Below are 25,438 nucleotides of genomic sequence, written 5' to 3'. Positions count from 1 at the left end.
TTCTTAAGGGCTTCTTCAGCCATATAATTTTCAAATGAAGAAGCCTACACACAAAATCTACCGCACAACCAATTGGCCCGCATATAACCGAGCACTCATTAATCGCGGAAATATTGCCATTTGGTTTGATCCTACTACGCAATGGTATGCTCTATCAAAAGGCAAACAAGGACGAAATCAAACCTACTCCGACGCAGCCATCCAATTCAGCTTAATGATTAAATCCTTATTCCATCTGTCTTTACGTATGGTCACTGGCTTTGTGCAAAGTCTGATTAAACTTTGCGGATTAAATTGGACAGCGCCAGATTACAGTACGCTTTGTAGAAGACAAAAGTATATTGATATTGCAATCAGCTACCAAAAAAGTAGCTATGGGCTGCATCTACTCATGGACTCTACAGGCTTGAAGTTTGTAGGTGAGGGTGAATGGAAACGCAAAAAACATGGACCTGAATATCGTCGCCAATGGCGTAAGCTACATATTGCTATAGATGCTGAAACTCTTCAAATACGAGCTATTCAGCTCACAACCAATAATATCAGTGATTCACAGGTACTAGGTGATTTACAGATCAGATTCCACAAGATGAGCAGATTGACTCTGTTTATACCGATAAAACTTATGACACCAAGCAATGCCGTCAGGCCATTGCAGATCGGCAAGCGCATGCGGTGATTCCACCTAGAAAAAATGCGAAACCATGGAAAGATACAAAGAGCAGCTCGCTAGCACGAAATGAATTACTTCAAACAGTTAATCGTTTAGGTAGGACTCTATGGAAAAAATGGTCAGGCTATCATCGCCGAAGTTTGGTTGAGACTAAAATGCAATGCATCAAATTATTAGGAGATAAACTAAGTGCAAGGAGCTTTGATAGCCAAGTCAATGAGGTTCATGCACGTGTAGCGGTCCTCAACAGATTTACGGAATTAGGTCGACCACTTACCCAAGTTACGCCTTAAATTTGGCTCAATTAGGGGCTCTTTGCCTTTCAAATCTTTGTGCAACAAAGCCATTTAGGATACAAACAAGGATACACAGAGCGTGTTCCCATATGAAGTTATATGACGTTAAACAAAGCAATAAAAAACCCTTAACTCTTTTAGAATTAAGGGTTTGGATTTCATATGAATGCATATGATTATAAAATTTGGTGGGCCCAGACAGACTTGAACTGTCGACCAACGGATTATGAGTCCGCTGCTCTAACCAACTGAGCTATAGGCCCTATAAATACTGATTTCTCAAGTATTTTCGAATCAGAATACTAGCCAATATCAAATTCAAAAACAAGGTTTTTCATTTTTTTATCTTCAGCTTGACCAAAATTTATTCATCATAGTTTGCAAATCACGTACGATCTTGATCACCTATAGAATTTCAGTCACAAATATGTGAAAAATTATGAATTTTCGGTAAGCGTCGAGGATGTAAAGTTTGCAGATAAAATCTAAATTTAGTAGTCAATTTTTCTATAATTTATTACTAAAGGGATTGAATTTTTTAAAATGAAGTAAGAAACTCTGCCATATAAAATTCAAATATCTCTGTGAATCATGAAAAAACACATTGCCGAAATGGCATTTAAACTTGCTGGTGTCAAATATCATGTTGAACCGAATGTTCTTGGTGATAAACAAGTCATTATCGGTTTTGAACATACCACGATGATGGATGCTGTACTCTCAATCGCACTGTTCCAAATCCATGATATCCCGATTCACACACTAATTAAAAAAGAACTATTCAAAGGACCTTTTAAGCCAATTCTAGAAGGGGTTGGCGGTATTCCAGTTGACCGTCACTCAAATAAAGATATCGTGGCGCAAATGGTTGAACTCTTCAACTCTAATGACAAATTTAATCTCGTGATTGCTCCTGAAGCGACTCGTGCGAAAAATGGTGAACAACGTAAACCGATCCGCACTGGTTTTTGGCATATCGCAAAAGCGGCAAACGTCCCTATCGTTTTCTTGTTTGTGAACCAAAAAACCAAACAAGGCGGAATTTTTGGCAAAATCATGCCATCAGAGTTGGATCATGATTTGAAATTGATTCAGGAACTTTATAAGGAACATACAGGTTTAGACATTATTATTCCTGAACCGAAGAATAAAGCCTGATCTTGATCAATTGCTAAAATAAGGGTCTTTATTAAAAAAAAGCCCTTATGGTAGAATTTCGCAGATTTGATTAGGCATAAGGCCAATCTACAAGGAGCATATTTCGCATGGCGGGTCATTCCAAGTGGGCCAATATTAAGCATCGTAAAGCTAAACAAGATGCTAGTCGTGGTAAAGTTTTCACAAAATATATTCGTGAAATTGTTACAGCTGCAAAACTCGGTGGTCCAGATGCAGCAAGCAACCCACGTCTTCGTGCAGTTGTTGAAAAAGCATTGTCCGTTAACATGACTCGTGATGTCATCAACCGTGCCATTCAGCGTGGTGCTGGTGGTGAAGACAATGATGATTTAAAGGAAGTCACATACGAAGGTTATGGTGTTGGTGGTGTAGCTGTTATTGTTGAGACAATGACTGATAACTTAAACCGTACCGTACCAGATGTTCGTCACTGCTTCTCTAAAACAGATGGTAACTTAGGTACTAACGGCTCAGTTGCTTTCCTTTTCACAAAACGTGGCGAAATTACTTTTGAAGATGTTTCTTTAGAAGACCAAATTATGGACGTTGCGTTGGAAGCTGGTGCAGAAGACATTGAAGTGACAGAAGATGAAATTCTTGTGATCACTACACCAGAGTCTTTTGGTACAGTGCAAGATGCTTTAGCGGCTGCAGGTTTAAAATCTGACAATGCAGAAGTGGTGATGAACCCTTCAACTAAAGCAGAAATCACAGATATCGATCAAGCGAAAAAAATCATGAAAATGATTGATATGCTTGAAGATTTAGATGATGTTCAAAACGTATATACCAACGTTGAATTCTCTGAAGAAGTTTTAGCACAATTGGATGCTTAATCTATATTCAGAATTAGAAAAACGCACCTTCAGGTGCGTTTTTTTATAACTGATGGTCGTCTTTATTTTGTAATTGCTTGAATTATGCTTTACTCAATAAACCATGACAGTTAAATACATCATATTCTTTAATGACAAAGCTTGAATGCAATGCCACAACATGATCAATTTTACCAATGCGCTGTAACAAAATCTGGCTATAATTTTCCATATCACGAGCAACAACTTCTATAATAAAATCAGCAGATTGCCCTGTGACTAAAAAAGCATTGATCACTTCAGGAATACTTTTAAGTTCATCTAAAAATTTTGCAAAAGTATCTGAGTCATGCTTACTCAATGATACTTGTAACAACACATGTAAATTAAACCCCAATTTTTGATAATTAATATCACGCTTTAAATTTGTCATGATATTGGTTTCAATGAGGTGTTTAATACGACGGTGCACTGAACTTACAGACAGGTTAATACGCTCCGAAAGCTCGTTCAGATTCAAATCTTCATGCGTAAGGATTTCTAAAATTTGTTTATCGTATCGATCTAATTCCATCTTCTTCTCAATATTTTCATGGCACAAAATGATTATGCGTTATTTTTTCAAAAATATCGATTAAAATGAAAATAAATTAACCAATCAGACAACATAACAGAAAATATGCTCTGTTATATCCCGCGCCAATCTACCCGCGCATTTCGTTCGTTGGCATAAATACGTTTGACATATTGCCCTATCGGCAAATCAAGCAATTGATTTTGATAGTCCTCAAATTCAGATGAAACTGGCTGATGATATTCTCTTTCCCATGGTGTACCAGAAATCTCGAGTAGTGGAGCAAGCATTGAACAAACAGCGATATCTGCCAAACCTAAACGATCTCCTACCAAATATCGAGCTTGATTCTGAATCAATTGGTCGTTTAACTGCAAAATAATTTCATGCATATTTTCTTTAGCAAGCGCAACTTGTTCATCATCAAGTTGGTAGCTAGTTGAAACTAAAGTTTTAATAAGTGGCTTACTGATCTTTTGAAATTTTCTCAGATATCCTTTTTCACCAATCATGATTTCTAGCGGCTCATCGCTTTCAGATAAAGCTTGAGCAAGCCCCCACCGCCTCACTGATACACCCAATTGATTACTCAGGTCATTAATTTCAAGTGCTTTTTTTCTTAACTTTAAATCTGATCTGAGCAATGAATGCTCTGGATAAACATCATCCAAATACAGGGCAATTTGGGTTGAATCTGCAATCCACTTTTCTTTATCACGTAATATCGGCAGAGAGTTTTGACCTGTTTTTAATTTTGCGAATGCACGATGTACGCCCGGAATCATATTTTGAGCAACATAATCCAATTCCTTATGATCAAGTAACCAGCGAGCTTTTTCACAAAAGTGAGATAAAGGAAACTGGTAAAGGATGCGCATAAAATCTCCGAAGTCTTGATCAATCATAGGATTTATTGTTTTGCTTACTTTATGCAACCCTATGCCAAAACACAATGTGATAATGCATCAATTGCAACTTAAATTGTTATTTTTGGAAATATGAATCCGTTAAATTATAAATGTTTAGCAAATCTTTATCTTTTTTATTGCAAAGTCTAAATGAATTCAACGTGTTTAGAGCACTGAAATTTATTAAAATTCATTATTAATCAAAATTTTAAGTTTTCTAATATTTTTCAATCGATATCTATATTTGTCTTAAGCATTTTTTTTGAATAGTTCAACGAAAACCAGCATTTAAAAAAAATATTCTATGGGCGTAGCGTATATCTCCTCAAAGAGGAATTGATCTATGTCTCGTTTAATTACTGAAAATGTTCATGTTATTGAAAATGATCAAGATGCCATTCATGCAGCCTATCATGTTGCTGATTATGCGCTCGAAGGTCGCAATCAGCGTGACCAACAACGAGCTTTACCATTTGCAGAAATTGAATTATTCAGCCAAAAAGGTTTAGGAGGCTTACGCATCCCCCACGTATATGGCGGTGCTGAAGTATCTCATCGTACCCTTGCCCAAGTATTTCGTATTCTAAATAAAGCGGACTCAAGTTTAGGGCAAATTCCACAAAATCAAATTGCATTGCTCAATATGATCAACATCATGGGAAGCGATGAACAAAAGCAATTTATTTTCAACGAAATTTTAAAAGGTAAGCGTCTTGCCAATGGGGGGCCAGAACGACATACCAAAGATACCAAGACTTTAGACACACACCTTGTTTTGGAGGATGGGAAATATCGAGTTTCAGGAAAAAAATTCTATTCTACAGGCAGTTCATTTGCACATTGGTTAGCCATCAAAGCCATACACCCTGAAGGTCACGTGGTTTTAATTTTAGTGAACCGTGAATCCACTGGTATCGAAGTCATCAATGACTGGGATGGATTTGGTCAACGTACCACTTCAAGTGGCACAGTGATTTTAGACCATGTTGAAGTTGATCCATTACTGATTTTTGATGAAAGAAAATTATTGGACGTCCCTAATTTTAGAGGCGCGTTTTCACAGCTGATGCAAGTGGCTATCGATGTTGGTATTGCTGAAGCAGCGTTTGAGGACATGTTGTTTGCGATCCGTAAAGCACGCCCAATTGTGGATGCACAAGTTGAACGTGCCAGTGATGAGCATTTCACCTTGCAAGAAGCTGGCAAAGCTAATGTTTTGTTAGATGCCGCCATTCTTTTGCTTGATGAAGCAGCTGATTATTTAGATTCACTCAGTGTAGTTGAACAAATCTCCGATGAACAGATTGCTGAAGCTTCGATCAAAGTTGCTGAAGCTAAAGTCTATGCCAATGATGCTGCACTGCATATCTCAGAAAAGTTGATTGAGCTCGGAGGAAGTCGCGCCAGCCTCAATGTTCATAATTTTGATCAACACTGGCGAAATGCACGTGTACATACCCTTCATGATCCTATTCGCTGGAAACTTCACGCGCTGGGTTCGTATTACTTAAACCATACTTTTCCTGCACGTCATGCCTGGATTTAAGGAGTCATCATGTCATCTTTACAAGCTTTAGAGATCCAAGAATCAGGCAGCTATAGACCAGCGCATATTATTCGCTCTGATGAAGAAGCATTAAAAGTCACACACGAACTTGCAGAAAAGTTTAAGTACCGTGCATCTGAACGAGATTTAAATCGTGAACTTCCTCATGAAGAAATCGAAGCGTACAGTCAATCTGGCTTATGGGCCATTACAGTACCTCAACAATATGGCGGTGCCGATGTTTCTATTCATACACTGACAAAAATCATCGCATTAATGAGTGGTGTAGATGGCTCTATCGGACAAATTCCACAAAATCATTTCTATGCACTTGAAATTTTGAGAAATACTGGGTCTGATGCTCAAAAAAGACGTTTATTTACTGAAGTTTTACAAGGTGCTCGCTTTGGAAATGCCTTGGCTGAGTTTAAAACTAAGAATGCAGCACAACGCTATACCTCTTTAAGACAAGTTGAAAATGGATATGTCCTCAATGGTGAAAAATTTTATTGCACTGGCAGTCTATTCGCTCACAGTATTCCAACTCTTGCTAGTGATGAACAAGAGCGCCAGTTTCTGGTCTTTGTTCCACGTCATAGCAAGGGCTTAAGCCTAATAGATGATTGGAGTGGATTTGGACAACGAACCACAGGCAGTGGGACGGTTAAATTTGAAAATGTACAGATTGACCCTGAGGATGTAGTCCCTTTTGATTTGGCTTATTCAACTGTCACAATTTCAGGTCCATTTGCACAAATTATTCATGCCTCAATTGAAACAGGCATTGCTCGAGCTGCTTTTGAAGAAACATTAATACGCGTTCGTCAAGCACGCCCTTGGATAGATGCAAAAGTTGAACATGCCACTCAAGACCCTTTGACACTGTACGAAATTGGTCGAATTGCAACAGACGTCAAGGCCACTGAGTTACTACTTAAACAAGCAGCGCAAGCGGTTCAAGACGCCAAAATCGCCCCTTCAGAACATTCAGTTGCACATGCTTCTATTCAAGTGGCTAAAGCACGTGCACACAGTACCGAAACTGCACTAAAAGTCTCGTCAAAACTAATTGAACTGGCTGGTAGTCGTGGAAGTCAACGACAAGATAATCTTGACCGATACTGGAGAAACGCACGTGTTCATACCTTGCATGATCCAGCGCGTTGGAAATATTTCTTCATAGCCAATTATGTTTTAAACGGCGTATTCCCTCCAAGACGAGGTACGCTGTAATGACAAAAATTCAATCGAATCCTCAAAAACAGATCCTGTTCAATGCATTTGATATGAATTGTGTGGGTCATATCAATCATGGACTTTGGACACATCCACGTGATCAATCAAACAGATTTAATGAATTAAGTTATTGGACAGAACTCGCTCAAACTTTAGAGAAAGGTCTTTTCGATGGATTATTCATTGCCGATATTACTGGCGTTTACGATGTCTATCAAAATGGCATTGATCTAACCTTGAAAGAATCGATTCAACTGCCGAGCCATGATCCAAGCACGCTGGTGTCTGCAATGGCAGCCGTCACACAGCATTTGGGTTTCGGTATTACAGTGAACTTAAGTTATGAATCTCCTTATCAATTTGCTCGTCGCTTCGCGAGTCTGGATCATCTGACCCAAGGACGTTTGGGATGGAATATCGTCACTGGCTATTTGGATAGCGCAGCGCGATTGGTCGGTCAGCAAGGACTGAAAGATCATGATTTACGTTATGAACAAGCTGAAGAATTTTTAGAACTCTGCTACAAATTTTGGGAAGGCTCTTGGGAAAATGATGCTGTCATCCAAGATAAGCTCAATCGCATTTTTACCGATCCGACCAAAGTACATACGATCCACCATCAAGGACAGTTCTATAACAGTCACGGCGTCTTCCAAGTCTCGCCTTCAGTGCAACGTACACCTGTGCTATATCAAGCAGGAGCATCACCTAAAGGACTACAGTTTGCCACTCGGCATGCAGAAGCCATGTTTATTGGTGGAGATACTGCTGAAAAAATTGCGTCGCAAACACAAAAGATTCGCCAATTAGCCCATTCACACGGTCGTGATGGTACAGCAATTAAATTATTTGCGGGTATCACTGTCGTTACTGCTGAAACAGATCAACAAGCGCAAGAAAAACTGCAGGACTATATTCAATATGCAAGTCCTGAAGCAGGGATTGCGCATTTTTCAAGCTCAATCGGAACAGACTTAGGTCATCTAAAAGATGAGGATGCTATTCCATATAAAAAAACCAACAGCATCGTTTCTGTAAATGAACGCTTTAAGGAAAACAAAGTCACTTTGGCAGATTTAAAAGCTCAGCATGTACTCGGTGGACGTTATCCCTTATTTGTTGGCAGTGGAGCAACAGTTGCTCAACAGCTAATCGAATTCATTGATATTTCTGGATTAGATGGTTTTAACCTTGCCCGTACAGTCGCTCCAGAGTCACATCAAGATTTTATTCGTTATGTCATTGCTGAACTCCAACAACGTGGTCGCTATAAGACCGCCTATGCTGAGGGTAGCTTAAGGCACAAGCTATTCAATGCGGGAGATCATTTACCACTTTCACATCCTGCACATCATTTCCGATGTCCAAGCTCAACACAAGATATACAACAATCAAATTTAAATCCTATACACCAACATTCAGCTTAAGTTTTTAATATTTAGGGGTCTTTCTATGGCACAAGCTCAGTCTTCTCGACTTAAATGGATCGGCGTTGCAATCGCCATTATTGTGATTGCAGCGTTTGCATGGTCCTTTTTGAAAAAAAATGATCAACAAGAAATTGTGATTGGCATTAGCCCACCATTTGCAAAACCACTTCAAGCCGCAATTGAAGAAGCAAAGGCCCAAGGCATTCATGTACGTTTGGTAGAATTTTCAGATTGGAATACACCCAACATCACCCTAAATCATGGGGATATTGATGCAAATTATTTTCAGCATCAACCTTTCTTGAATAATGCGTTAAAAGAAACCAACTTTAAGCTCAAACCCTTGGGCATCGGCTCAGGAACACATGTCGGTTTATATTCAAAAAAATATAAAGCGATTAGTGAAGTTGAAAATGGCGCTCGAGTTGTACTGCCAAATGATCCTGTGAATCAGGGTCGCGCCCTACTCCTCTTACAACACGCTGGATTAATACAACTTAAGGATTCCAACAACCACTTATCCAACTTAAAAGATATTAAATCCAATCCAAAAAAATTGAACTTTATTGAAGTCGAAGGCCCGCAAACTGCGCGTGCCGTAGATGATGCAGACCTCGTATTTAGCTATCCAATGTACCTACGCTTAGCGCAAACAATTGATCCAAATGATGCCTTAATTTTGGATGAAATTAACAACACGCTTTATGCCATCTTATTTGTTGTTCGCGATGACTTTGAACAAACTCAGCCTGAAAAAGCAGCTCAACTGAAAAAATTTATCCAAATTTATCAAAGCTCAGACAAAGTTAAACAAGCATTGAATGAGGATATTGGTGAAAAACTATGGTTCAAAGGCTGGAAATAAGGAGTGTTCATGTCTACTTCAACTCAATCATCTAAATTCATCAAAATTGCAGTCATCATCGTCGCAGTACTGGCGGCCTTAGTGGGATATCGTTATATCAGTCAAAACTCAAATGATAAAGTGATTAAAATCGGCATTAGCCCACCCTATGCTGAATTACTGCAAAGTGTCGCTGAGGATGTAAAAGCACAAGGAATCCATCTGGAGTTGATTGAGTTTTCAGACTGGCAAGCACCCAATGTTGCTGTGCAAAATGGTGATATTGACGCTAATTTCTTTCAACAAAGTGTTTTTCTAGCGAATGCAGTGCGTGAAACAGGCTATGACCTTGTGCCTTTTGCGAAAGGTTCAGGCAGTCATGTCGGACTTTATTCAAAAAAATATCAATCCCTACAGGAAATACCTGATCAAGCGAAAGTAGTCGTACCGAATGATCCAGTTAACATGGCACGTGGTTTAAATTTGCTGGCTCGTGCAGGCTTAATTCAAGTCAAAGATATTAATAATGAGCTCACCAGCACCCGAGACATTATCAGTAATCCTAAAAAACTCAAGATTATTGAAGTTGAAGGCCCGCAAACCGCGCATGCTTACAATGAAGCTGACTTAATTATGGGTTTTCCTCATTATTTGAAAATGGCAAAAGTTGCTGATCCTACGTCTGCACTGTTATTAGATCCGATTAATAAAAAATTTGCGATTTTGTTTGTAACGCGTCGAGATTATCAAGATCAGGATGACAAATTAAAAACTGTGGTTGAAACCTTCCAAAACTCTGCAAAAGTCCGTCAGATTCTAGACAAAGACTTTGGACAAGGTTTGTGGTTTGAAGGCTGGAAATAAGGAGAATGATCATGGTGAGTTTTGGTTCACACATTGAATTTGCAGTACCCCATATTACAATTCGTCATTTAAATAAGTATTACGATGTACAAGGAAAACAAGTTCACGCACTCAAAAATATTAATTTGGATATTCCCGAAGGAAAAATTTTCGGCATTATCGGCAAAAGTGGTGCGGGCAAATCTTCATTGATTCGCACCTTAAATGGGTTAGAAACAATTTCTGATGGTAGTATTCATATACATCAACATGATCTAGGGCAGCTTAATCACAATGAATTAATCGCCCTACGCCAGCGTATTGGCATGATTTTTCAACATTTTAATTTACTATCTGCCAAAACAGTTTGGGAAAATGTCGCGCTTCCATTGAAAATCGCAAAAGTGCCTGCTGCTGAGATTCAAACTCGTGTGGATGAGGTTTTAAATCTAGTCGGTCTGGCTGAAAAGCATCATCACTATCCATCACAATTATCGGGTGGGCAAAAACAACGAGTTGGGATTGCCCGCGCATTGGTCAGTAAACCTGAAATACTATTGTGCGATGAAGCAACATCGGCACTTGATCCAGAAAGCACATCTGTTGTTCTATCTTTACTGAAGGAAATTAATCAAAAATTAGGACTCACCATCGTTCTCATTACACATGAAATGCAGGTAATTCGTGAAATTTGCGATCAAGTGGTGGTTATTGATCAAGGTGAAATCGTTGAATCAGGGCAAGTTTGGTCAGTCTTCTCTCGTCCCCAGCAGAAAATCACGCAAGAACTCCTCAATTTGGAACAGCTTGATTTGCCATTCCAGTTACATCAAGAGCGAGCTACACATTTAACGCATACCATTTTGAAAATCAGCTATGCAACTGATTTGAAAAATCCTCCCAACTTAAATGATGTACTTTCTAAAATTACACTGCCTGTGCATTTATATCAAAGCCATGTAGACACTATTCAACATCATCTGGTTGGCTCACTTATCGTAGGTATTCCTCAATTAGATGTTGATGTACATACGCTCCATCAGCAATTCCACCATAAAACATCACAAATCGAGGTGCTTGGCTATGCACAACCAGCTCATTGATCTTTTAATTATGGGTACCATTGATACTTTGTTAATGGTCGGTATTTCTGCATTTTTAGCGCTTCTCATTGGATTGCCTATGGCTGTAATCCTCGTCAATACCTCAGAAAATGGGATTTATCCGTCAAAAAAAATTAATCATACCTTGGGTTGGGTGGTGAATATTACGCGCTCTATTCCCTTCCTAATTTTGATGGTGGCGCTCATTCCCTTCACTCGACTGATTGTGGGGACCAGTTATGGGGTATGGGCTGCGGTTGTACCTTTAACTATTGCGGCTACACCTTTTTTCGCACGTATTGCGGAAGTCAGTCTACGAGAAGTTGATCATGGACTCATAGAAGCTGCACAAGCCATGGGCTGTAATCGCAAACAAATTATTTGGCATGTACTTTTACCAGAAGCACTGCCTGGTATTGTTGCAGGTTTTACTGTCACGCTTGTAACCATGATCAATTCCTCTGCGATTGCGGGTGCTATTGGTGCGGGTGGTTTAGGTGACATCGCCTATCGATATGGCTACCAACGCTTCGATATGCAAATTATGTTGGCGGTGATCATTGTATTAGTCGTATTGGTCATGCTGATTCAAGCTTTGGGTGATCAATTGGCACATAGTTTGGACAAACGTAAAATCTAATTCACACTATTCAATTGAGTCTCATCTGTCTTTTCGAGAAACATCAAAGCCATGACCTGACTTTGTCATGGCTTTGATGTAAAATCACCGACAATTTTTAAATAACACTGTGTGAGTCTTTTCATGGGTTTTAATTGCGGTATTGTCGGCTTGCCGAACGTTGGTAAATCTACACTTTTCAATGCATTGACGAAAGCTGCTATTGCTGCAGAAAACTTCCCATTCTGTACCATTGAACCAAACACTGGCATCGTTCCTGTTCCAGATCCACGTTTAGATAAATTAACTGCTATTGTTAAACCTCAACGTGTTATTCCAACCACAATGGAATTTGTAGACATCGCAGGTTTAGTTGCTGGTGCTTCTAAAGGTGAAGGTTTAGGGAACCAATTCTTAGCCAACATTCGTGAAACTGATGCAATTGCACACGTAGTACGTTGTTTTGAAGACGAAAATGTTATTCACGTGAACGGCAAAATTGACCCACTTGATGACATTGCAACTATTAACACTGAGCTTGCTTTAGCAGATTTAGAAACAGTATCAAAAGCGGTTACACGTTTAGCAAAGTCTGCGAAAGGTGGTGATAAAGAAGCAGTTGCAACAAAAGCTGTACTAGAAAAAATTCAGCCATTACTTGATGAAGGTCGCCCTGCTCGCGCAGCTGATCTTGATGACGACGAGCGCAAATTAGTTCGTGGCTTTGGTTTATTAACCCTTAAACCAACAATGTATATTGCAAACGTTGCTGAAGACGGTTTTGAAAACAATCCACACCTTGATGCTGTTAAAAAATTAGCGGCAGAAGAAAATGCCATTGTTGTCCCACTTTGCAACCAAATCGAAGCTGAAATTTCTTTGCTTGAAGATGATGAGCGTGCTGAATTCTTAGAAGCGATGGGCATGGAAGAACCAGGTCTTAACGTGGTTATTCGTGCAGGTTATGGCTTACTTGGCCTACAAACTTATTTCACTGCAGGTGTTCAAGAAGTTCGTGCTTGGACTGTAAAAATCGGTGCGACCGCTCCTCAAGCTGCTGGTGTGATTCACACTGATTTTGAGAAAGGCTTTATTCGTGCAGAATGCATTGCCTATGACGATTTTGTTCAATACAACGGCGAAGCTGGCGCTAAAGAAGCTGGAAAATGGCGTCTTGAAGGTAAAACTTATGTCGTTCAAGATGGTGATGTTTTACATTTCCGTTTCAACGTTTAAGTCATTAAAAAAACAGCCGAAAGGCTGTTTTTTTTTTGCAAAGATTAATTAAAAGATTGAGATCATGGATTTTGAGTTGAAGTACTCGAGTGATTTACGTGTTTATGGTCCATGTCATAGCGCAATTGTTTAGCTCGAACCAATACTTTCTCCTCCAGTTTTTTACGTAAACCAATGAGAAAGATAAATTCTGCTACGACAAATAAAGGGCCTATCGCGAGACCTACAAGATCATCCACAAAAGCTGGTTTTTTCTTTTCATAATAGTGACCAATAAATTGAATAATCCATCCCACAATAAAAAATCCAGCACTTACCAATAACCAAGAGGATGTCGCTAAAGCTGCTACTTGTGTGGCTGGCTGATAAATTAAAGCAAATAGCACTGCCATTACCACACCAAAAATGAGATCCAAACTCAAGTAATAAATCACTGATGCGACGATCAATAACATTGCAAAATCAATGGAATATCCAGCAACCGTAAATTGCGCTTTGGCTGCAAAACACAAGATCGAAAATACAATCAAGGGAATTCCAATAAAATGCGAAAATACGTTTTTACGATCTAGGTGATAAGCTGCATATTGTCCAAGCAAGCTCTCTAAACGAGTCATGTTATCATTCCTTTTTCTGACTATTTCCTTCAATATATATAAATGTAAACCAATAAGTTGTCGACTAGACGACAAATAAACAGTATAAAAGGGATAATTTTGCTTTTAAATCAATACGTTTATCTTTTAAAAAATACTTGGTGGTTTAGCCAGTTTGATCATGAACTACAACAGCTGATGCTCGAACATGCACAGCTCATTGAATATGGCAAAGAGCAACTGATATTTTCTAAAGCTGATCAATTTGATGGCATTTATGCCGTGATTGATGGTGCTGTTCGTTTAGCACATATTGACGTAGAAGGTCGTGAGACGGTGACAGTTATCGCAGATCCCATTATGTGGTTTGGTGAAATTTCGTTGATTGATCAACAACCCCGCTCTCATCATGCGATTACCAGTAAAAAATCCAAAATCCTCAAAATAAGTCGTGTAGGACTTGATCTGATTTTAGAACAATATCCAAAATTTTGGTTTTATCTGGCCCAATTGGTCAGTCATAAACTCCGTTATGCTTTCATGGAGTTGGTGTCTATTCAAACACAACCCCTTATTCAACGTTTAGCTCAAAGATTAATCTTTATCTTAAATGGATACGGTAATCTCAAAGAGATTGAAAAAAACACCATCAACCTATCTCAAGAACAATTGGCACAAATGTTGGTCTGCTCAAGACAGACCATTAATCAAGAACTACAACATTTAGAAAAAATTGGCGCAATTAAAATTGCATTTAAAAAAATTGAGGTGATTAATCTTAATCAACTTAAAGCTTTAGCCGATCAAACTTAATCGATTAAAGATGATGTGCTTCAGTAAAATCTGGATTAATCATTGTATTGGGGTCGCTAGGGTCACTTAAAATAATTTTGTATACGCCTTAGTGTTTCCTAATTCTGGTTGCTCAATTGCAGTTTTGCACTGCGCTTTATCGCGTTCATAATTGGCTTGACGCTGTGCGAGCTGGCCCTCATTTTCCACGATTGCACGTGCCCAAGCATCTATGGTTGTTAGCGCTTTACGACAAAGCGCATATTTCCCTTCAGTCACTGAGTCGGTCATTTTGACATTAATACGCCAATCTAATACCAATTGACGCACAGGCTCGCGTACTTGTGATGGTATAAGCGCTTTATTGGCTTGATACAGAATAGGATCAACCTGATTAATCAATTGCCAAGCATGATTTGCATATTCAGTTGCGTCATTAGTCAGCTTCGGTGCTTCTTTAATTTCAACCTTTTCATCGGCAGTTTCTGCCTGACCACCACAACCGGATAAAGTGAAGATGAGGAATGTAGTCAATGCAGCTAATTTAAAGGGAGATTGAATCGCAAACATGACATCGCTCTAATAAACTATTCGGCACTATGCTAGTAAATTCGGGTAGAATACTCAATCTCGTTTTATACCTTTTGTTCCAATCTCCAATTAGGTTTATCGTGACCCAATCAAGCTCCCCACACATGACACCGGCAGGTTTTTGGCAAGGTGCCAAAGACAGTCAAGCCATCATTTTCACCTATTTGCCTGTTTCATTCGCGTTTGGTGTATCTGCAACTCAATTTGGATTTACGGCGTGGGAAGCATTATTTTTATCCTGTTCGATGTATGCAGGTGCCAGTCAATTTTTGGTGGTTGCCTTACTCGGCAGTGGCACTTCCATCTGGATGACAGCCTTAACTGTAATAGCGCTTGATATTCGACATTTGTTATATGGTCCTGCTTTACAAAACTTAATTCAAGATAAACTCAATCTGAAAAAAACTGCAATTTGGTCATGGGGCTTGACCGACGAAGTTTTTGCATCAGGCATGATTAAACTGTCGCAACGCCGTCAAGAATGGTCTGAATCTTGGATGTTAGGTCTCAGTCTGTTTAGCTGGTTGTCTTGGGCACTTGGATCTTTTCTCGGGGGCTTATTTGCAGATCAAGTCAGTCATCTCCCCCAATTTTTGCAAGCAGCGCTCGACTTTCTATTACCTGCACTTTTCTTGAGCTTCTTACTAGCTGCATTTGAGAAAAAACATACCTTTGTCGTGACCATTACCATTATTGTTTCTGCTATTTCGTGTTACTTTATCGATTTATCTGCAGCGATATTCATTGGCATAAGCTCTGGTATTTTGGCTGGTTTGTTTAAACATTATGTACTGAAGCAACATGATCCTTTGCACACAGGTGAACAATCATGAATCTAGAAATTATTTGTGTCGGTATTCTGGTCGGCATCGCGAATTTCGCCTCACGCTTTGGTCCTTTTTTTGTGATTCAGAAACTACAACAAGGTCGCCAGAAACGCGGTGCTCTTTGGCTTAAAATCGCCCTTGGATCTATCGGTATTACAGCAATCAGTTCAATGCTCGTGGTCGCGACTTTACCGCCGCTCTTAGAAACACCCAATAAGAGCGTTGCCATGTTAATTGGTTTTATTGTGCTCTCGGGTTTGTATTTCAAATTTAAACAGATTGTACCTGCAACACTCACAGCGGCACTCACATATGGTTTGGTGTATACCTATTTCCCACTTTAAAGCATTTCTCCCGTATTGTTCATTCAAATTCTAAATGTATAAGCCTGATCCTTGGATAAGGCTTATGCATTTTTATCAATAAAAAAATTAAACGATATCAAAATAATTTCTTGCTTTTTCTTGTATTCATCGCGCTCAAGAGGTTTTAGTTCTGATATGCTAAAAGTCCATAATATCAAGCACGGATGAATCAAATGCTTATTACACTCGGTACTCCACTTCAATCTTCGGCGTTTAAAGTTCTATTATTGGGTTCAGGTGAGTTGGGTAAAGAGGTGGTAATATCATTACAACGATTAGGTGTAGAAGTACATGCAGCAGATCGCTATGACAATGCACCTGCCATGCAAGTTGCTCATCATTCCTACACTTTGAATATGGCGGACCCAAAAGAATTAAAAAAACTGATTGAACAAGTTCAACCTCATTTAATTGTTCCTGAGATTGAAGCCATTGCCACTGAAGTCTTAGTGGAAATCGAAGATGCTAAAACTGCCGTAGTTATTCCCTCTGCGAAAGCCGTGAATCTCACCATGAATCGTGAAGGAATTCGTCGCCTCGCAGCTGAGGAACTAGGGCTACCAACCTCGGCTTATCGTTTTGCCAATAGTTTGGAATCATTCCGTGCAGCATGTGATGATATTGGCTATCCAAATTTTGTAAAACCTGTGATGTCATCATCAGGTAAAGGACAATCACGTGTAAAATCTTTTGATGAAGTCGACGCTGCTTGGGAATATGCTCAAACAGGTGGTCGTGTCAATCAAGGTACTGTCATCGTAGAATCGCAAATTGATTTTGATTTCGAAATTACATTACTCACAGTACGGGCAAAAAATCCTGAAACAGGAGAAATCGAAACGCACTTCTGCGATCCTATTGGACACCGTCAAGATGCAGGTGACTATGTAGAAAGCTGGCAACCTCAACCTATGAGCACAGCTGCCCTTGATGAAGCAAAACGTATTGCCAATAAAGTCACAGTAGCGCTCGGCGGTTGCGGTATTTTTGGTGTGGAATTATTCGTTAAAGGTGATCAAGTTTGGTTCAGTGAAGTTTCTCCTCGTCCACATGACACTGGATTAGTCACACTTGCATCTCAATATCAAAGTGAATTTGAACTTCATGCCCGTGCGATTTTAGGTCTTCCAGTGAACACGCAACGTCACAGTGTTGCTGCAAGCGCTGTGATTTATGCAGGTGTTGATGATACGAATTTGTCATTTTCTGGCGTAAATCTTGCTATGCAAAACCCTAATGTCGATTTACGTCTTTTTGGTAAACCTGAAGGTTTTAAACGTCGCCGTATGGGGGTCGCAACTGCACGTGCTGAAACAACTGACATTGCACGCGAATTAGCGACTGAAGCAGCTTCAAAAGTAATTGTAAATCAAAACAAATAATTCATTAGGTAGGCCATCATTTCATGATCAATACGTCTCCATTAGCAAACTATGTTTCGAGTAATCACGACATCAAGGCAATTAATCAATGGCGCTCAGATGTTGAAAATCAATTACAACATGAGTTTGAAAATGGTAAGGCGATACGTGAGATCATCCTCACTCGATCTAACCTGATTGATGAGGCACTTAAATTCCTTTGGCAACATGCTGAGTTAGATCAAACCGATCTGGGCTTGTTCGCTGTAGGAGGTTATGGTCGTCGTGAAATGATGCCCTACTCTGATGTCGACATTCTGATCCTTTCAGAAGATGATCTTACACAAGAACAAGAAAATGCCATTACCATTTTTATTTCCTCTCTATGGGATGTTGGAAATTTTAAACCTGGCGTAAGTGTAAGAGCCATTCAACAGTGCTTTGAACAGGCCATGAATGACTTAACGGTAGCAACATCTCTCATTGAGTCTCGTTTAATTATTGGCAATGAACACCTAGCGAAATGGCCTCGTCGTGTTGTTTCACAAACTTGGACGGATAAAACCTTCTTTGATGCCAAGATGGAAGAACAAGCCAAACGCTACGCTCAGCACAACAACACTGAAAGTAATTTAGAACCTGATATCAAAAATGCACCGGGCGGCATTCGAGACATTAACCAAATTGGTTGGATTGCAAAACGGCATTTCCGAGTAAATCGTATATACGATCTTGTACATTTAGGTTTCATTTCTGAGTTTGAACTTGGGGTGCTCGAAGATGCTGAGAATTTTCTCTGGGAAATTCGTCATCATTTACACCGCTTAACTAAGCGTGATGAAAACCGACTATTGTTTGATTACCAACGCGATATCGCAGCAAAATTTGGTTACCACAAAGTCGAAGGTGAACATATCAATTATCCAATTGAACAGTTCATGAAACGCTACTATCGAGCAGCTCAGCAGGTTTCAACCCTGAATGAAATGCTACTCGCCTATTTTAATGAGTCTGTCATCACGCCTCGTTTACCCAACTATGAGCGTAAAATTGAGGAAGTGAATGAAAACTTCAAATTGGTGGATGGTAAACTCGCAGTTCAACACCATAAAATTTTTGCAGAGAAGCCTACAGCCATCCTTGAGATTTTCTATATCCTAGCAAATCGCCCTGATATTGATGGCATTCGAGCTCGTACACTTCGATTGCTTACTTTAGCTGCAAAACGCATTGATCAAGCGTATCGAGACAATCCAGTTAATCAAGCCTTGTTTATGGCGATCATCCGATCACCGAATAACTTATATGAAACATTGCTTGCGATGAAACGTTATGGTGTACTCGGCAACTATATTCCTGCATTTGGGCAAATCATGGGCCTTATGCAATACGATTTATTCCATATCTATACTGTAGATGCACATACACTCCTACTCTTACGTAATTTAAATCGTTTTAAAGCGCCAGAATTTGCTAAAGATTTTCCTGTCGTAAGTTCGGTATTCCAGCGTCTGGTGCGCCGAGACATCGTATTCCTCGCTGCTTTGTTCCATGATATCGCCAAAGGCCGTGGTGGAGACCATAGTGAATTGGGCGCGGTTGATGCCATTGAGTTCTGTAGCAAGCACGGTTTTACTGAGCGTGAGTGTAATCTTGTTGCGTGGTTGATCCAAAATCATCTATTGATGTCGATGACTGCGCAGAAAAAAGATATTTCTGATCCAGATGTTGTAAAAGATTTTGCCGAGAAGCTCGGTGATATGGAACACTTAGACTATCTGTATACGCTTACAGTGGCTGACATTAACGCAACCAATCCTAAGCTTTGGAACACATGGCGAGCATCGCTCATGCGTCAGTTATATACCAATGCTCGTGATGTAATTCGTAGTGGTTTGGGACGTCCTGTCGATTACCAAATGCTGATCGAAGATACCAAATTTGCAGCAAGTGAATTACTTGTCAATGATTATGCTTTAGAAGCTGTTGAAAAAGTTTGGCAAGAACTTGGTGACGAATACTTCCTCAAAGAAACTGCAGATGAAGTCGCATGGCATACACGTGCAATCCTAGATCATGGTGATAATTCAGCACCATTGGTGATGATGCGCGCGCACCGTAAATCAGCGCAAGATGCTGTGCAGATTTTTATTTACACTCAAGATCAACCTAATCTTTTTGCCACCACTGTTGCAGTTCTAGATCGTATGAATCTAGATGTACAAGATGCACGCATTATTACAGCAACTAAATCCTTTAGCTTAGACACCTACGTGGTGCTTGATCGTTTTGGCACATTAGTAACAGATCCAGAACGTGAAAATACGGTAAAAGAATCATTGGTGCACGCATTAACAGATTCACAAAATTATCCAGGTTTAATGCAACGCCGTATACCTCGCCAACTTCGTCATTTTGATATCGAAAACACAATTGATATTACGTTGAACGAGGCGCTACAGCAAAATATGGTCGAGATCTCTACCCTTGATCAGCCTGGATTACTTGCCCGTATCGGTGGCTTATTTATGATGCAAGGTCTCGATATCCATTCCGCGAAAATCGCCACCTTGGGTGAGCGCGCAGAAGATATTTTCTTTGTAACCAAAAAGAATGGCGAACCTATGAATTTAACTGAAGCTCAGGCTTTTGCTGAACAATTAAAAGCAGCATTAGATGAGGCTTCAAATCAGGTCTGTAATCATCATTAAAATTTAGATTTAACCCGACGGTAACTGTTTCATGAACTCTAGTTTAAACCTATTACATCCTTATCCATTTGAAAAGTTGAATAAACTTTTTCAGGATGTAAAACCTGCAAATCTTCCGTTAATTCCATTGTCAATTGGTGAGCCAAAACATCCTGCACCTGAATTCGTAAAACAAGCTATTGTCGATAACTTCAATCATCTTTCGACATACCCAAACAGTAAAGGCTTACCAGAATTACGTGAAAGTATTGCGCAATGGCTCACACGCCGTTTCAAATTAAATGCTATTAGCGCAGAAGATCATATTTTACCTGTGACTGGCACACGTGAAGGAATTTTCTCATTCGTACAAGCGCTGATTAATCGTGATGAAGCGCCTTATGTAGTTATGCCGAATCCCTTTTATCAAATTTACGAAGGTGCAGCTTTACTCGCTGGCGCTCAACCTTATTTCATCAACTGTACTGAAGAAAATGGTTACCTTGGTGACTTCGATACTGTCCCTGCAGAAGTATGGGAGAAGACAGCTTTACTTTTTGTCTGCACACCCGGAAATCCAACAGGTGCTGTTCTTTCAAAAGAACAGTTCAAAAAATTAATTGCGCTCTCTGATCAATACAATTTTGTCATCGCATCTGATGAATGCTATTCAGAACTATGGTTTCATGAAGCCCCTGTAGGATTACTCGAAGTTTGTGCTGAACTAGGTCGTGATGACTATAAAAACTGTATCGTATTCCACTCTCTGTCTAAACGTTCTAATTTACCAGGTATGCGATCTGGCTTCGTTGCAGGTGATGCTAGTCTATTAAAACTTTATTTAAAATTCCGCACTTACCACGGTGCTGCAATGCCAGTACAACATCAATTGGCATCGATTGCTGCATGGAATGATGAGGCACATGTTGAAGAAAACCGTAAACAATACCGTGCTAAATTTGATTTATTCCAACAAGAATTAGGTCATTTGCTACCACTGAAAAAGCCTGATGCGGGTTTCTATTATTGGTTAAAGGTCGATAATGATGAAACTTTTGCCAAAATGCTGATGGAAAAAGCACATATCAAAGTCTTACCGGGTCGTTATTTATCTCGTGATACTGAACAAGGAAACCCAGGTGAAAGCCATGTTCGTTTGGCACTGGTCGCAGATTTAGACCAATGTAAAGAAGTTGTTAAACGCTTAAAAGCAATTCTCTAATCGTGCATAATCTTTAACTTTAAGCCCTCTTTTTAGAGGGCTTATTTATTTTATTGATGAGTAAATGCTAGTCCAAATATTGGACTATAGCTCCCCTAAAGAAAATGTAAGGTTAACTTTGAAAACATCATTCATTTTAAAAACTAGTCAAAAAACGCCATGAACATTCATGGCGTTTTAAAATATTTAATGACTGTAATTGGAAAATTACAAAGTCGCTAAAATGTCTCTTAAAGTCTGATTTGGATTTTCTGATTTAGTAATCGGACGACCAATCACCAAGTGTGTAGAACCATCTAACATTGCTTGCTTAGGTGTAACAATACGTTTTTGATCATCAGCTGCTGAACCTTCCGGACGAATTCCCGGAGTGACGAGAGCAAAGTTCTGACCTAAAGTTTCGCGTAACATTTTTGCTTCTTGCGCAGAACATACAACACCATCCAAGCCACTTTCTTGAGTCAAGGTCGCTAGACGTTTTACATGTTCAAAAGGCTCAATATCCAAACCAAGATCACGTAGATCTTCTCGCCCCATTGAAGTTAATACGGTGACTGCAATCAACTGTGTTTGATAGTTACCTGATTTTAATCTTTCTACACAAGTTTCCATCATTTTTCGTCCACCAGATGCGTGAACATTAACCATCCATACCCCTTGATCTGCAGCAGCGCAAACGGCTTGTGCTGTAGTATTTGGAATATCATGAAATTTTAAATCTAAAAATACTTCAAAACCCTGATCATGCAATGCTTTTACAACAGTCGGACCTTCATGTGTAAAAAGTTCTTTACCCACTTTTACACGACAAAGTTTAGGATCCAAATTTTCAGCCATTTTCAATGCGTCGTATTGGCTTTTTGCATCTAAAGCAACAATGATACTCAAGGTTGTTCTTCCGTCCATCTAAAGTTGCGTCATTATAAAGATGTTCAACTTAAGCTGCAAAATTAACTTTAAAAAACTCAGCTTAAAATTCAACAGTTTATTTTCAATAAAAAAAAACCTCTAAAATAAATTTTAGAGGTTTTTTAAATATTTATAAATTACAGCGGATTTGAGTTACGCGGATCTGAATGCACATCTAGTACTGTCTTTTCATGACGTACATTTGCAGCAGCTTCAGCAGCAGCTAACTGAGCATTTTGGATTTGTTCTTTACGAAGATATTCAATATCTTTGCGAAGACGCTTAATTTCCCAACTATTTTGGAATACACGGAAAACTTGAACTCCGAGTAATAATCCAACGATGATCCCAAGTGCCAAAGTCAACAAAAGCAATAAACCTAATCTCATTGCCGGTACTTGAGTGAAGAGAAGATCAACAGTCAGTTCTGTACCATTTTGCAGAACCAATGCCAATGCATATCCGAAGATTACAACTAACAGTGCAACTAATACGTAACGCATAACCACCCCTGAGTAATTTATTATTTTCCTGCTGATTCATTTACAGCATCTCTTAGTGCTTTACCTGGTTTGAAATGAGGTACAGCTTTAGCAGCCACTTCAACTGACTTACCTGTTTTAGGATTACGTCCAACTCGCGGTTCGCGATGATGTAAAGCAAAACTTCCAAACCCACGAATTTCAATACGATTATCAGCTGATAATGACTCAATCATTTGATCGATCATAATTTTAACAGCTTCTTCGACCAATGGCTCAGCCAAATGAGGATTTTTGATAGAAATACGTTCTATTAAGTCAGACTTATTAAGTGCTTCAGTAGTCATCTGCGACCTCTTTAATTATCAAGCTACTCTGTGCATAGCGAGATAATAACCTGTTTAAATACAAAACGGTAGCGCAGTAAGTCAATACTACGCTACCGTTTACAGTATTTGTGTAAAAAGTATTAGTTAAATTACATTAACAATACATTGAACACGAAAGACTTAGTGGTTCATTTGAGCTTTGATCAAATCACCAATTGTCTTAGGACCGTTGTCTTGACCTGCAGAAGCAGTTTTCAAGTTAGCAACAGCTTCTTTCTCTTCAGCTTCGTCTTTCGCTTTGATAGACAAGTTGATTGCGCGTGATTTGCGATCAACATTGATGATCTTAGCTTCAACTTCTTGACCAACTTCTAAGAATTTAGTTGCATCTTCAACGCGGTCACGGTTGATTTCTGAAGCTTTAAGAGAAGCTTCAACTTCGTCAGCCAACTTAATTGTTGCGCCACGAGCATCAACTGCAACTACAGTACCTTTAACAAGAGCACCACGTTCGTTAGCAGCTAAGAAATCGTTGAACGGATCGCTGTTCATTTGCTTGATACCAAGGCTGATACGGTTGCCTTCAGCGTCTACAGAAAGGATAACCGCTTCAACAGTGTCACCTTTCTTGTAACGACGAATCGCTTCTTCGCCTTGTTCGTTCCAAGAAATGTCAGATAAGTGAACTAGACCATCGATACCGCCTGGTAAACCGATGAAGATACCGAAGTCAGTGATAGACTTGATTGTACCTGAAACTTTTTCACCTTTGTCGTGAGCCTTAGCAAACTCTTCCCATGGGTTAGCACGAGTTTGTTTGATACCAAGAGAAATACGACGACGCTCTTCATCAACCTCAAGAACCATAACATCAACTTCATCACCAATCTGAACAACTTTAGATGGGTGGATGTTTTTGTTTGTGTGGTCCATTTCTGAAACGTGTACTAAGCCTTCAACGCCTTCAGCGATTTCAGCGAAGCAACCGTAATCAGTTAAGTTAGTTACACGCGCTTTAACGATAGAACCTTTAGGGTAACGGTTCATGATCGCTAACCATGGATCTTCACCAAGTTGTTTAAGACCTAATGATACACGGTTACGCTCTTTGTCAAATTTAAGTACTTTAACAGTAACTTCTTGACCAACTTCAACAACTTCTGATGGATGCTTGATACGTTTCCAAGCCATGTCAGTGATGTGAAGAAGACCATCAATACCGCCAAGGTCAACGAAAGCACCGTAGTCAGTAAGGTTTTTGATTGTACCAGTAACTGTTTGACCTTCTTCAAGTTGAGATAGAAGAGCTTCACGGTCAGCTGAAGATTCAGCTTCCATAACAGCACGACGTGATACAACAACGTTGTTACGTTTAGCGTCAAGTTTGATAACTTTGAACTCTAACTCTTTGCCTTCGAGGTGAGTCGTGTCACGGATAGGACGAGTGTCTACCAAAGAACCTGGTAAGAACGCACGTACTGGACCGATGTCAACAGTGAAACCGCCTTTAACCTTACCAGAGATAACACCAGTAACGATCTCGCCGTCTTCAAAGATTTTTTCAAGTTTAGTCCAAGTTTCAGCACGTTTAGCTTTTTCACGTGATAAAACTGTTTGACCCATACCGTTGTCAAGCGCTTCAACAACTACGTCAACTGTGTCACCAACGTTAACTTCAAGTTCACGTTGTTCGTTTAAGAATTCAGAGCGAGCTACTACGCCTTCAGATTTAAGGCCAGTATCTACAGTTACCCAGTCAGAATCGATGCTAACAACGATACCTTGGATGACTGCACCCTTTTCAACGTTGAGGTTTAATTCGCTTGCTTCAAAGAGGGCTGCAAAAGATTCGGTCATGATATACCTAGAAAAGTCAGCGGTCTTGGATCAGACAAGGCCGGTTTAGTTAAGTATCGACATAGTCCATATAGAACTGATCAAGCTATGCTTCCACTAATATTCATTAATTTAT

24 protein-coding genes, 1 tRNA gene and 1 pseudogene are annotated in these 25,438 nt (G+C 39.5%); 17 read left to right on the top strand and 9 right to left on the bottom strand.

Annotation, left to right across the window (positions count from 1 at the left end; all coding sequences use genetic code 11):
- The first annotated feature begins 34 nt into the window (after positions 1-34).
- Positions 35-966: pseudogene (locus tag AC1M9E_RS05930) on the top strand (IS5 family transposase).
- 189 nt (positions 967-1,155) lie between these two features.
- Here the strand turns inward: AC1M9E_RS05930 and AC1M9E_RS05925 are convergent.
- Positions 1,156-1,232: transfer RNA gene (locus tag AC1M9E_RS05925), tRNA-Ile, on the bottom strand.
- A 328-nt stretch (positions 1,233-1,560) separates the two neighbouring features.
- On the opposite strand from AC1M9E_RS05925, the gene AC1M9E_RS05920 reads away from it, so the two are divergent.
- Both AC1M9E_RS05920 and AC1M9E_RS05915 read left to right on the top strand, forming a co-directional pair.
- On the top strand, positions 1,561-2,127 hold the full coding sequence (locus AC1M9E_RS05920; protein ID WP_171076734.1) for a 1-acyl-sn-glycerol-3-phosphate acyltransferase: 567 nt from the start codon (positions 1,561-1,563) through the stop codon (positions 2,125-2,127).
- 107 nt (positions 2,128-2,234) lie between these two features.
- Complete coding sequence (locus tag AC1M9E_RS05915) at positions 2,235-2,984, top strand: YebC/PmpR family DNA-binding transcriptional regulator (protein WP_035264495.1); 750 nt, start codon at positions 2,235-2,237, stop codon at positions 2,982-2,984.
- 82 nt (positions 2,985-3,066) lie between these two features.
- On the opposite strand, the gene AC1M9E_RS05910 is transcribed toward AC1M9E_RS05915, so the two are convergent.
- A complete protein-coding gene (locus AC1M9E_RS05910; protein WP_035264497.1) occupies positions 3,067-3,537 on the bottom strand; it encodes an Lrp/AsnC family transcriptional regulator in 471 nt (156 codons plus the stop codon).
- Positions 3,538-3,650: 113 nt separating this feature from the next.
- On the bottom strand, positions 3,651-4,415 hold the full coding sequence (locus AC1M9E_RS05905; protein WP_180027696.1) for a glutathione S-transferase family protein: 765 nt from the start codon (positions 4,413-4,415) through the stop codon (positions 3,651-3,653).
- A 373-nt stretch (positions 4,416-4,788) separates the two neighbouring features.
- Between AC1M9E_RS05905 and AC1M9E_RS05900 the strand changes: the two genes are divergently transcribed.
- The 8 genes from AC1M9E_RS05900 (at position 4,789) to ychF (ending at position 13,302) form a co-directional block, all read left to right on the top strand.
- Positions 4,789-5,991: an SfnB family sulfur acquisition oxidoreductase gene (locus tag AC1M9E_RS05900; RefSeq protein WP_488225128.1), complete on the top strand. Its 1,203-nt coding sequence runs from the start codon at positions 4,789-4,791 to the stop codon at positions 5,989-5,991.
- Between the two features lie 9 nt (positions 5,992-6,000).
- Entirely contained in the window at positions 6,001-7,224 is a 1,224-nt protein-coding gene (locus AC1M9E_RS05895) for an SfnB family sulfur acquisition oxidoreductase (RefSeq protein WP_488225127.1), read from the top strand.
- Entirely contained in the window at positions 7,224-8,654 is a 1,431-nt protein-coding gene (locus tag AC1M9E_RS05890) for an LLM class flavin-dependent oxidoreductase (protein ID WP_488225126.1), read from the top strand. Before AC1M9E_RS05895 ends, AC1M9E_RS05890 begins: the two co-directional genes overlap by 1 nt.
- 25 nt (positions 8,655-8,679) lie before the next feature.
- A complete protein-coding gene (locus AC1M9E_RS05885) occupies positions 8,680-9,522 on the top strand; it encodes a MetQ/NlpA family ABC transporter substrate-binding protein (RefSeq protein ID WP_481591138.1) in 843 nt (280 codons plus the stop codon).
- 9 nt (positions 9,523-9,531) lie between these two features.
- Positions 9,532-10,365, top strand: a complete 834-nt coding sequence (locus AC1M9E_RS05880; RefSeq protein WP_481591139.1) for a MetQ/NlpA family ABC transporter substrate-binding protein — start codon at positions 9,532-9,534, stop codon at positions 10,363-10,365.
- 11 nt (positions 10,366-10,376) lie between these two features.
- Positions 10,377-11,447, top strand: coding sequence for a methionine ABC transporter ATP-binding protein (locus AC1M9E_RS05875; RefSeq protein WP_481595433.1), 1,071 nt, complete (start codon positions 10,377-10,379; stop codon positions 11,445-11,447).
- Positions 11,428-12,087 (top strand): methionine ABC transporter permease, encoded by a 660-nt coding sequence (locus tag AC1M9E_RS05870; RefSeq protein WP_481606962.1) that lies wholly within the window; start codon positions 11,428-11,430, stop codon positions 12,085-12,087. The genes AC1M9E_RS05875 and AC1M9E_RS05870 overlap by 20 nt, the downstream gene beginning before the upstream one ends.
- A gap of 123 nt (positions 12,088-12,210) precedes the next feature.
- Entirely contained in the window at positions 12,211-13,302 is a 1,092-nt protein-coding gene (ychF, locus tag AC1M9E_RS05865) for a redox-regulated ATPase YchF (protein WP_035264512.1), read from the top strand.
- Positions 13,303-13,364: 62 nt separating this feature from the next.
- Here the strand turns inward: ychF and AC1M9E_RS05860 are convergent, their stop codons facing one another.
- A complete protein-coding gene (locus AC1M9E_RS05860; protein WP_481606963.1) occupies positions 13,365-13,919 on the bottom strand; it encodes an Mpo1 family 2-hydroxy fatty acid dioxygenase in 555 nt (184 codons plus the stop codon).
- A gap of 99 nt (positions 13,920-14,018) precedes the next feature.
- Between AC1M9E_RS05860 and AC1M9E_RS05855 the strand changes: the two genes are divergently transcribed.
- Complete coding sequence (locus tag AC1M9E_RS05855; RefSeq protein ID WP_488225125.1) at positions 14,019-14,711, top strand: Crp/Fnr family transcriptional regulator; 693 nt, start codon at positions 14,019-14,021, stop codon at positions 14,709-14,711.
- A 66-nt stretch (positions 14,712-14,777) separates the two neighbouring features.
- Here AC1M9E_RS05855 and AC1M9E_RS05850 read toward each other — a convergent pair whose 3' ends face one another.
- Positions 14,778-15,260, bottom strand: a complete 483-nt coding sequence (locus AC1M9E_RS05850; protein WP_035264529.1) for a hypothetical protein — start codon at positions 15,258-15,260, stop codon at positions 14,778-14,780.
- Between the two features lie 125 nt (positions 15,261-15,385).
- Between AC1M9E_RS05850 and AC1M9E_RS05845 the strand changes: the two genes are divergently transcribed.
- From AC1M9E_RS05845 to dapC, 5 genes are all read left to right on the top strand, one after another.
- Positions 15,386-16,114, top strand: a complete 729-nt coding sequence (locus tag AC1M9E_RS05845) for an AzlC family ABC transporter permease (RefSeq protein ID WP_180027874.1) — start codon at positions 15,386-15,388, stop codon at positions 16,112-16,114.
- Positions 16,111-16,452, top strand: a complete 342-nt coding sequence (ygaH, locus tag AC1M9E_RS05840; protein ID WP_488225124.1) for an L-valine transporter subunit YgaH — start codon at positions 16,111-16,113, stop codon at positions 16,450-16,452. Before AC1M9E_RS05845 ends, ygaH begins: the two co-directional genes overlap by 4 nt.
- Positions 16,453-16,637: 185 nt before the next feature.
- Entirely contained in the window at positions 16,638-17,855 is a 1,218-nt protein-coding gene (gene purT, locus AC1M9E_RS05835) for a formate-dependent phosphoribosylglycinamide formyltransferase (protein ID WP_481591144.1), read from the top strand.
- A 23-nt stretch (positions 17,856-17,878) separates the two neighbouring features.
- Positions 17,879-20,545 carry a [protein-PII] uridylyltransferase gene (glnD, locus tag AC1M9E_RS05830; protein ID WP_488225123.1) on the top strand — a complete coding sequence of 889 codons (2,667 nt, stop codon included), beginning with the start codon at positions 17,879-17,881 and terminating at the stop codon, positions 20,543-20,545.
- 31 nt (positions 20,546-20,576) lie between these two features.
- Complete coding sequence (gene dapC, locus AC1M9E_RS05825) at positions 20,577-21,746, top strand: succinyldiaminopimelate transaminase (protein ID WP_481606966.1); 1,170 nt, start codon at positions 20,577-20,579, stop codon at positions 21,744-21,746.
- Positions 21,747-21,953: 207 nt separating this feature from the next.
- Here the strand turns inward: dapC and pyrF are convergent, their stop codons facing one another.
- The 4 genes from pyrF to rpsA form a co-directional block, all read right to left on the bottom strand.
- Positions 21,954-22,652: an orotidine-5'-phosphate decarboxylase gene (gene pyrF / locus AC1M9E_RS05820; RefSeq protein ID WP_179998209.1), complete on the bottom strand. Its 699-nt coding sequence runs from the start codon at positions 22,650-22,652 to the stop codon at positions 21,954-21,956.
- Positions 22,653-22,792: 140 nt separating this feature from the next.
- On the bottom strand, positions 22,793-23,158 hold the full coding sequence (locus AC1M9E_RS05815) for a lipopolysaccharide assembly protein LapA domain-containing protein (protein WP_035264552.1): 366 nt from the start codon (positions 23,156-23,158) through the stop codon (positions 22,793-22,795).
- Between the two features lie 20 nt (positions 23,159-23,178).
- On the bottom strand, positions 23,179-23,484 hold the full coding sequence (locus AC1M9E_RS05810; protein WP_035264555.1) for an integration host factor subunit beta: 306 nt from the start codon (positions 23,482-23,484) through the stop codon (positions 23,179-23,181).
- A gap of 162 nt (positions 23,485-23,646) precedes the next feature.
- On the bottom strand, positions 23,647-25,323 hold the full coding sequence (rpsA, locus tag AC1M9E_RS05805) for a 30S ribosomal protein S1 (RefSeq protein ID WP_035264556.1): 1,677 nt from the start codon (positions 25,321-25,323) through the stop codon (positions 23,647-23,649).
- Positions 25,324-25,438: the final 115 nt, after the last annotated feature.

The sequence above is a fragment of the Acinetobacter sp. 24-47-47 genome (assembly GCF_057737035.1).
Note: the sequence above shows the minus strand (reverse complement) of the source record. Positions and strands in the feature narration are given on the sequence as shown.

Excerpts from the sequence above, each read along its gene's own strand:
- AC1M9E_RS05885 (WP_481591138.1), top strand. The coding sequence starts at position 8,680 with ATGGCACAAGCTCAGTCTTCTCGACTTAAATGGATCGGCGTTGCAATC.
- AC1M9E_RS05920 (WP_171076734.1), top strand. The coding sequence starts at position 1,561 with ATGAAAAAACACATTGCCGAAATGGCATTTAAACTTGCTGGTGTCAAA.
- pyrF (WP_179998209.1), bottom strand. The coding sequence starts at position 22,652 with ATGGACGGAAGAACAACCTTGAGTATCATTGTTGCTTTAGATGCAAAA.
- purT (WP_481591144.1), top strand. The coding sequence starts at position 16,638 with ATGAATCAAATGCTTATTACACTCGGTACTCCACTTCAATCTTCGGCG.
- AC1M9E_RS05870 (WP_481606962.1), top strand. The coding sequence starts at position 11,428 with ATGCACAACCAGCTCATTGATCTTTTAATTATGGGTACCATTGATACT.
- AC1M9E_RS05905 (WP_180027696.1), bottom strand. The coding sequence starts at position 4,415 with ATGCGCATCCTTTACCAGTTTCCTTTATCTCACTTTTGTGAAAAAGCT.
- glnD (WP_488225123.1), top strand. The coding sequence starts at position 17,879 with ATGATCAATACGTCTCCATTAGCAAACTATGTTTCGAGTAATCACGAC.
- ygaH (WP_488225124.1), top strand. The coding sequence starts at position 16,111 with ATGAATCTAGAAATTATTTGTGTCGGTATTCTGGTCGGCATCGCGAAT.
- AC1M9E_RS05880 (WP_481591139.1), top strand. The coding sequence starts at position 9,532 with ATGTCTACTTCAACTCAATCATCTAAATTCATCAAAATTGCAGTCATC.
- AC1M9E_RS05910 (WP_035264497.1), bottom strand. The coding sequence starts at position 3,537 with ATGGAATTAGATCGATACGATAAACAAATTTTAGAAATCCTTACGCAT.
- AC1M9E_RS05915 (WP_035264495.1), top strand. The coding sequence starts at position 2,235 with ATGGCGGGTCATTCCAAGTGGGCCAATATTAAGCATCGTAAAGCTAAA.
- AC1M9E_RS05845 (WP_180027874.1), top strand. The coding sequence starts at position 15,386 with ATGACACCGGCAGGTTTTTGGCAAGGTGCCAAAGACAGTCAAGCCATC.
- AC1M9E_RS05810 (WP_035264555.1), bottom strand. The coding sequence starts at position 23,484 with ATGACTACTGAAGCACTTAATAAGTCTGACTTAATAGAACGTATTTCT.
- ychF (WP_035264512.1), top strand. The coding sequence starts at position 12,211 with ATGGGTTTTAATTGCGGTATTGTCGGCTTGCCGAACGTTGGTAAATCT.
- AC1M9E_RS05890 (WP_488225126.1), top strand. The coding sequence starts at position 7,224 with ATGACAAAAATTCAATCGAATCCTCAAAAACAGATCCTGTTCAATGCA.
- AC1M9E_RS05895 (WP_488225127.1), top strand. The coding sequence starts at position 6,001 with ATGTCATCTTTACAAGCTTTAGAGATCCAAGAATCAGGCAGCTATAGA.
- dapC (WP_481606966.1), top strand. The coding sequence starts at position 20,577 with ATGAACTCTAGTTTAAACCTATTACATCCTTATCCATTTGAAAAGTTG.
- AC1M9E_RS05875 (WP_481595433.1), top strand. The coding sequence starts at position 10,377 with ATGGTGAGTTTTGGTTCACACATTGAATTTGCAGTACCCCATATTACA.
- AC1M9E_RS05815 (WP_035264552.1), bottom strand. The coding sequence starts at position 23,158 with ATGCGTTACGTATTAGTTGCACTGTTAGTTGTAATCTTCGGATATGCA.
- AC1M9E_RS05860 (WP_481606963.1), bottom strand. The coding sequence starts at position 13,919 with ATGACTCGTTTAGAGAGCTTGCTTGGACAATATGCAGCTTATCACCTA.
- AC1M9E_RS05850 (WP_035264529.1), bottom strand. The coding sequence starts at position 15,260 with ATGTTTGCGATTCAATCTCCCTTTAAATTAGCTGCATTGACTACATTC.
- AC1M9E_RS05900 (WP_488225128.1), top strand. The coding sequence starts at position 4,789 with ATGTCTCGTTTAATTACTGAAAATGTTCATGTTATTGAAAATGATCAA.
- rpsA (WP_035264556.1), bottom strand. The coding sequence starts at position 25,323 with ATGACCGAATCTTTTGCAGCCCTCTTTGAAGCAAGCGAATTAAACCTC.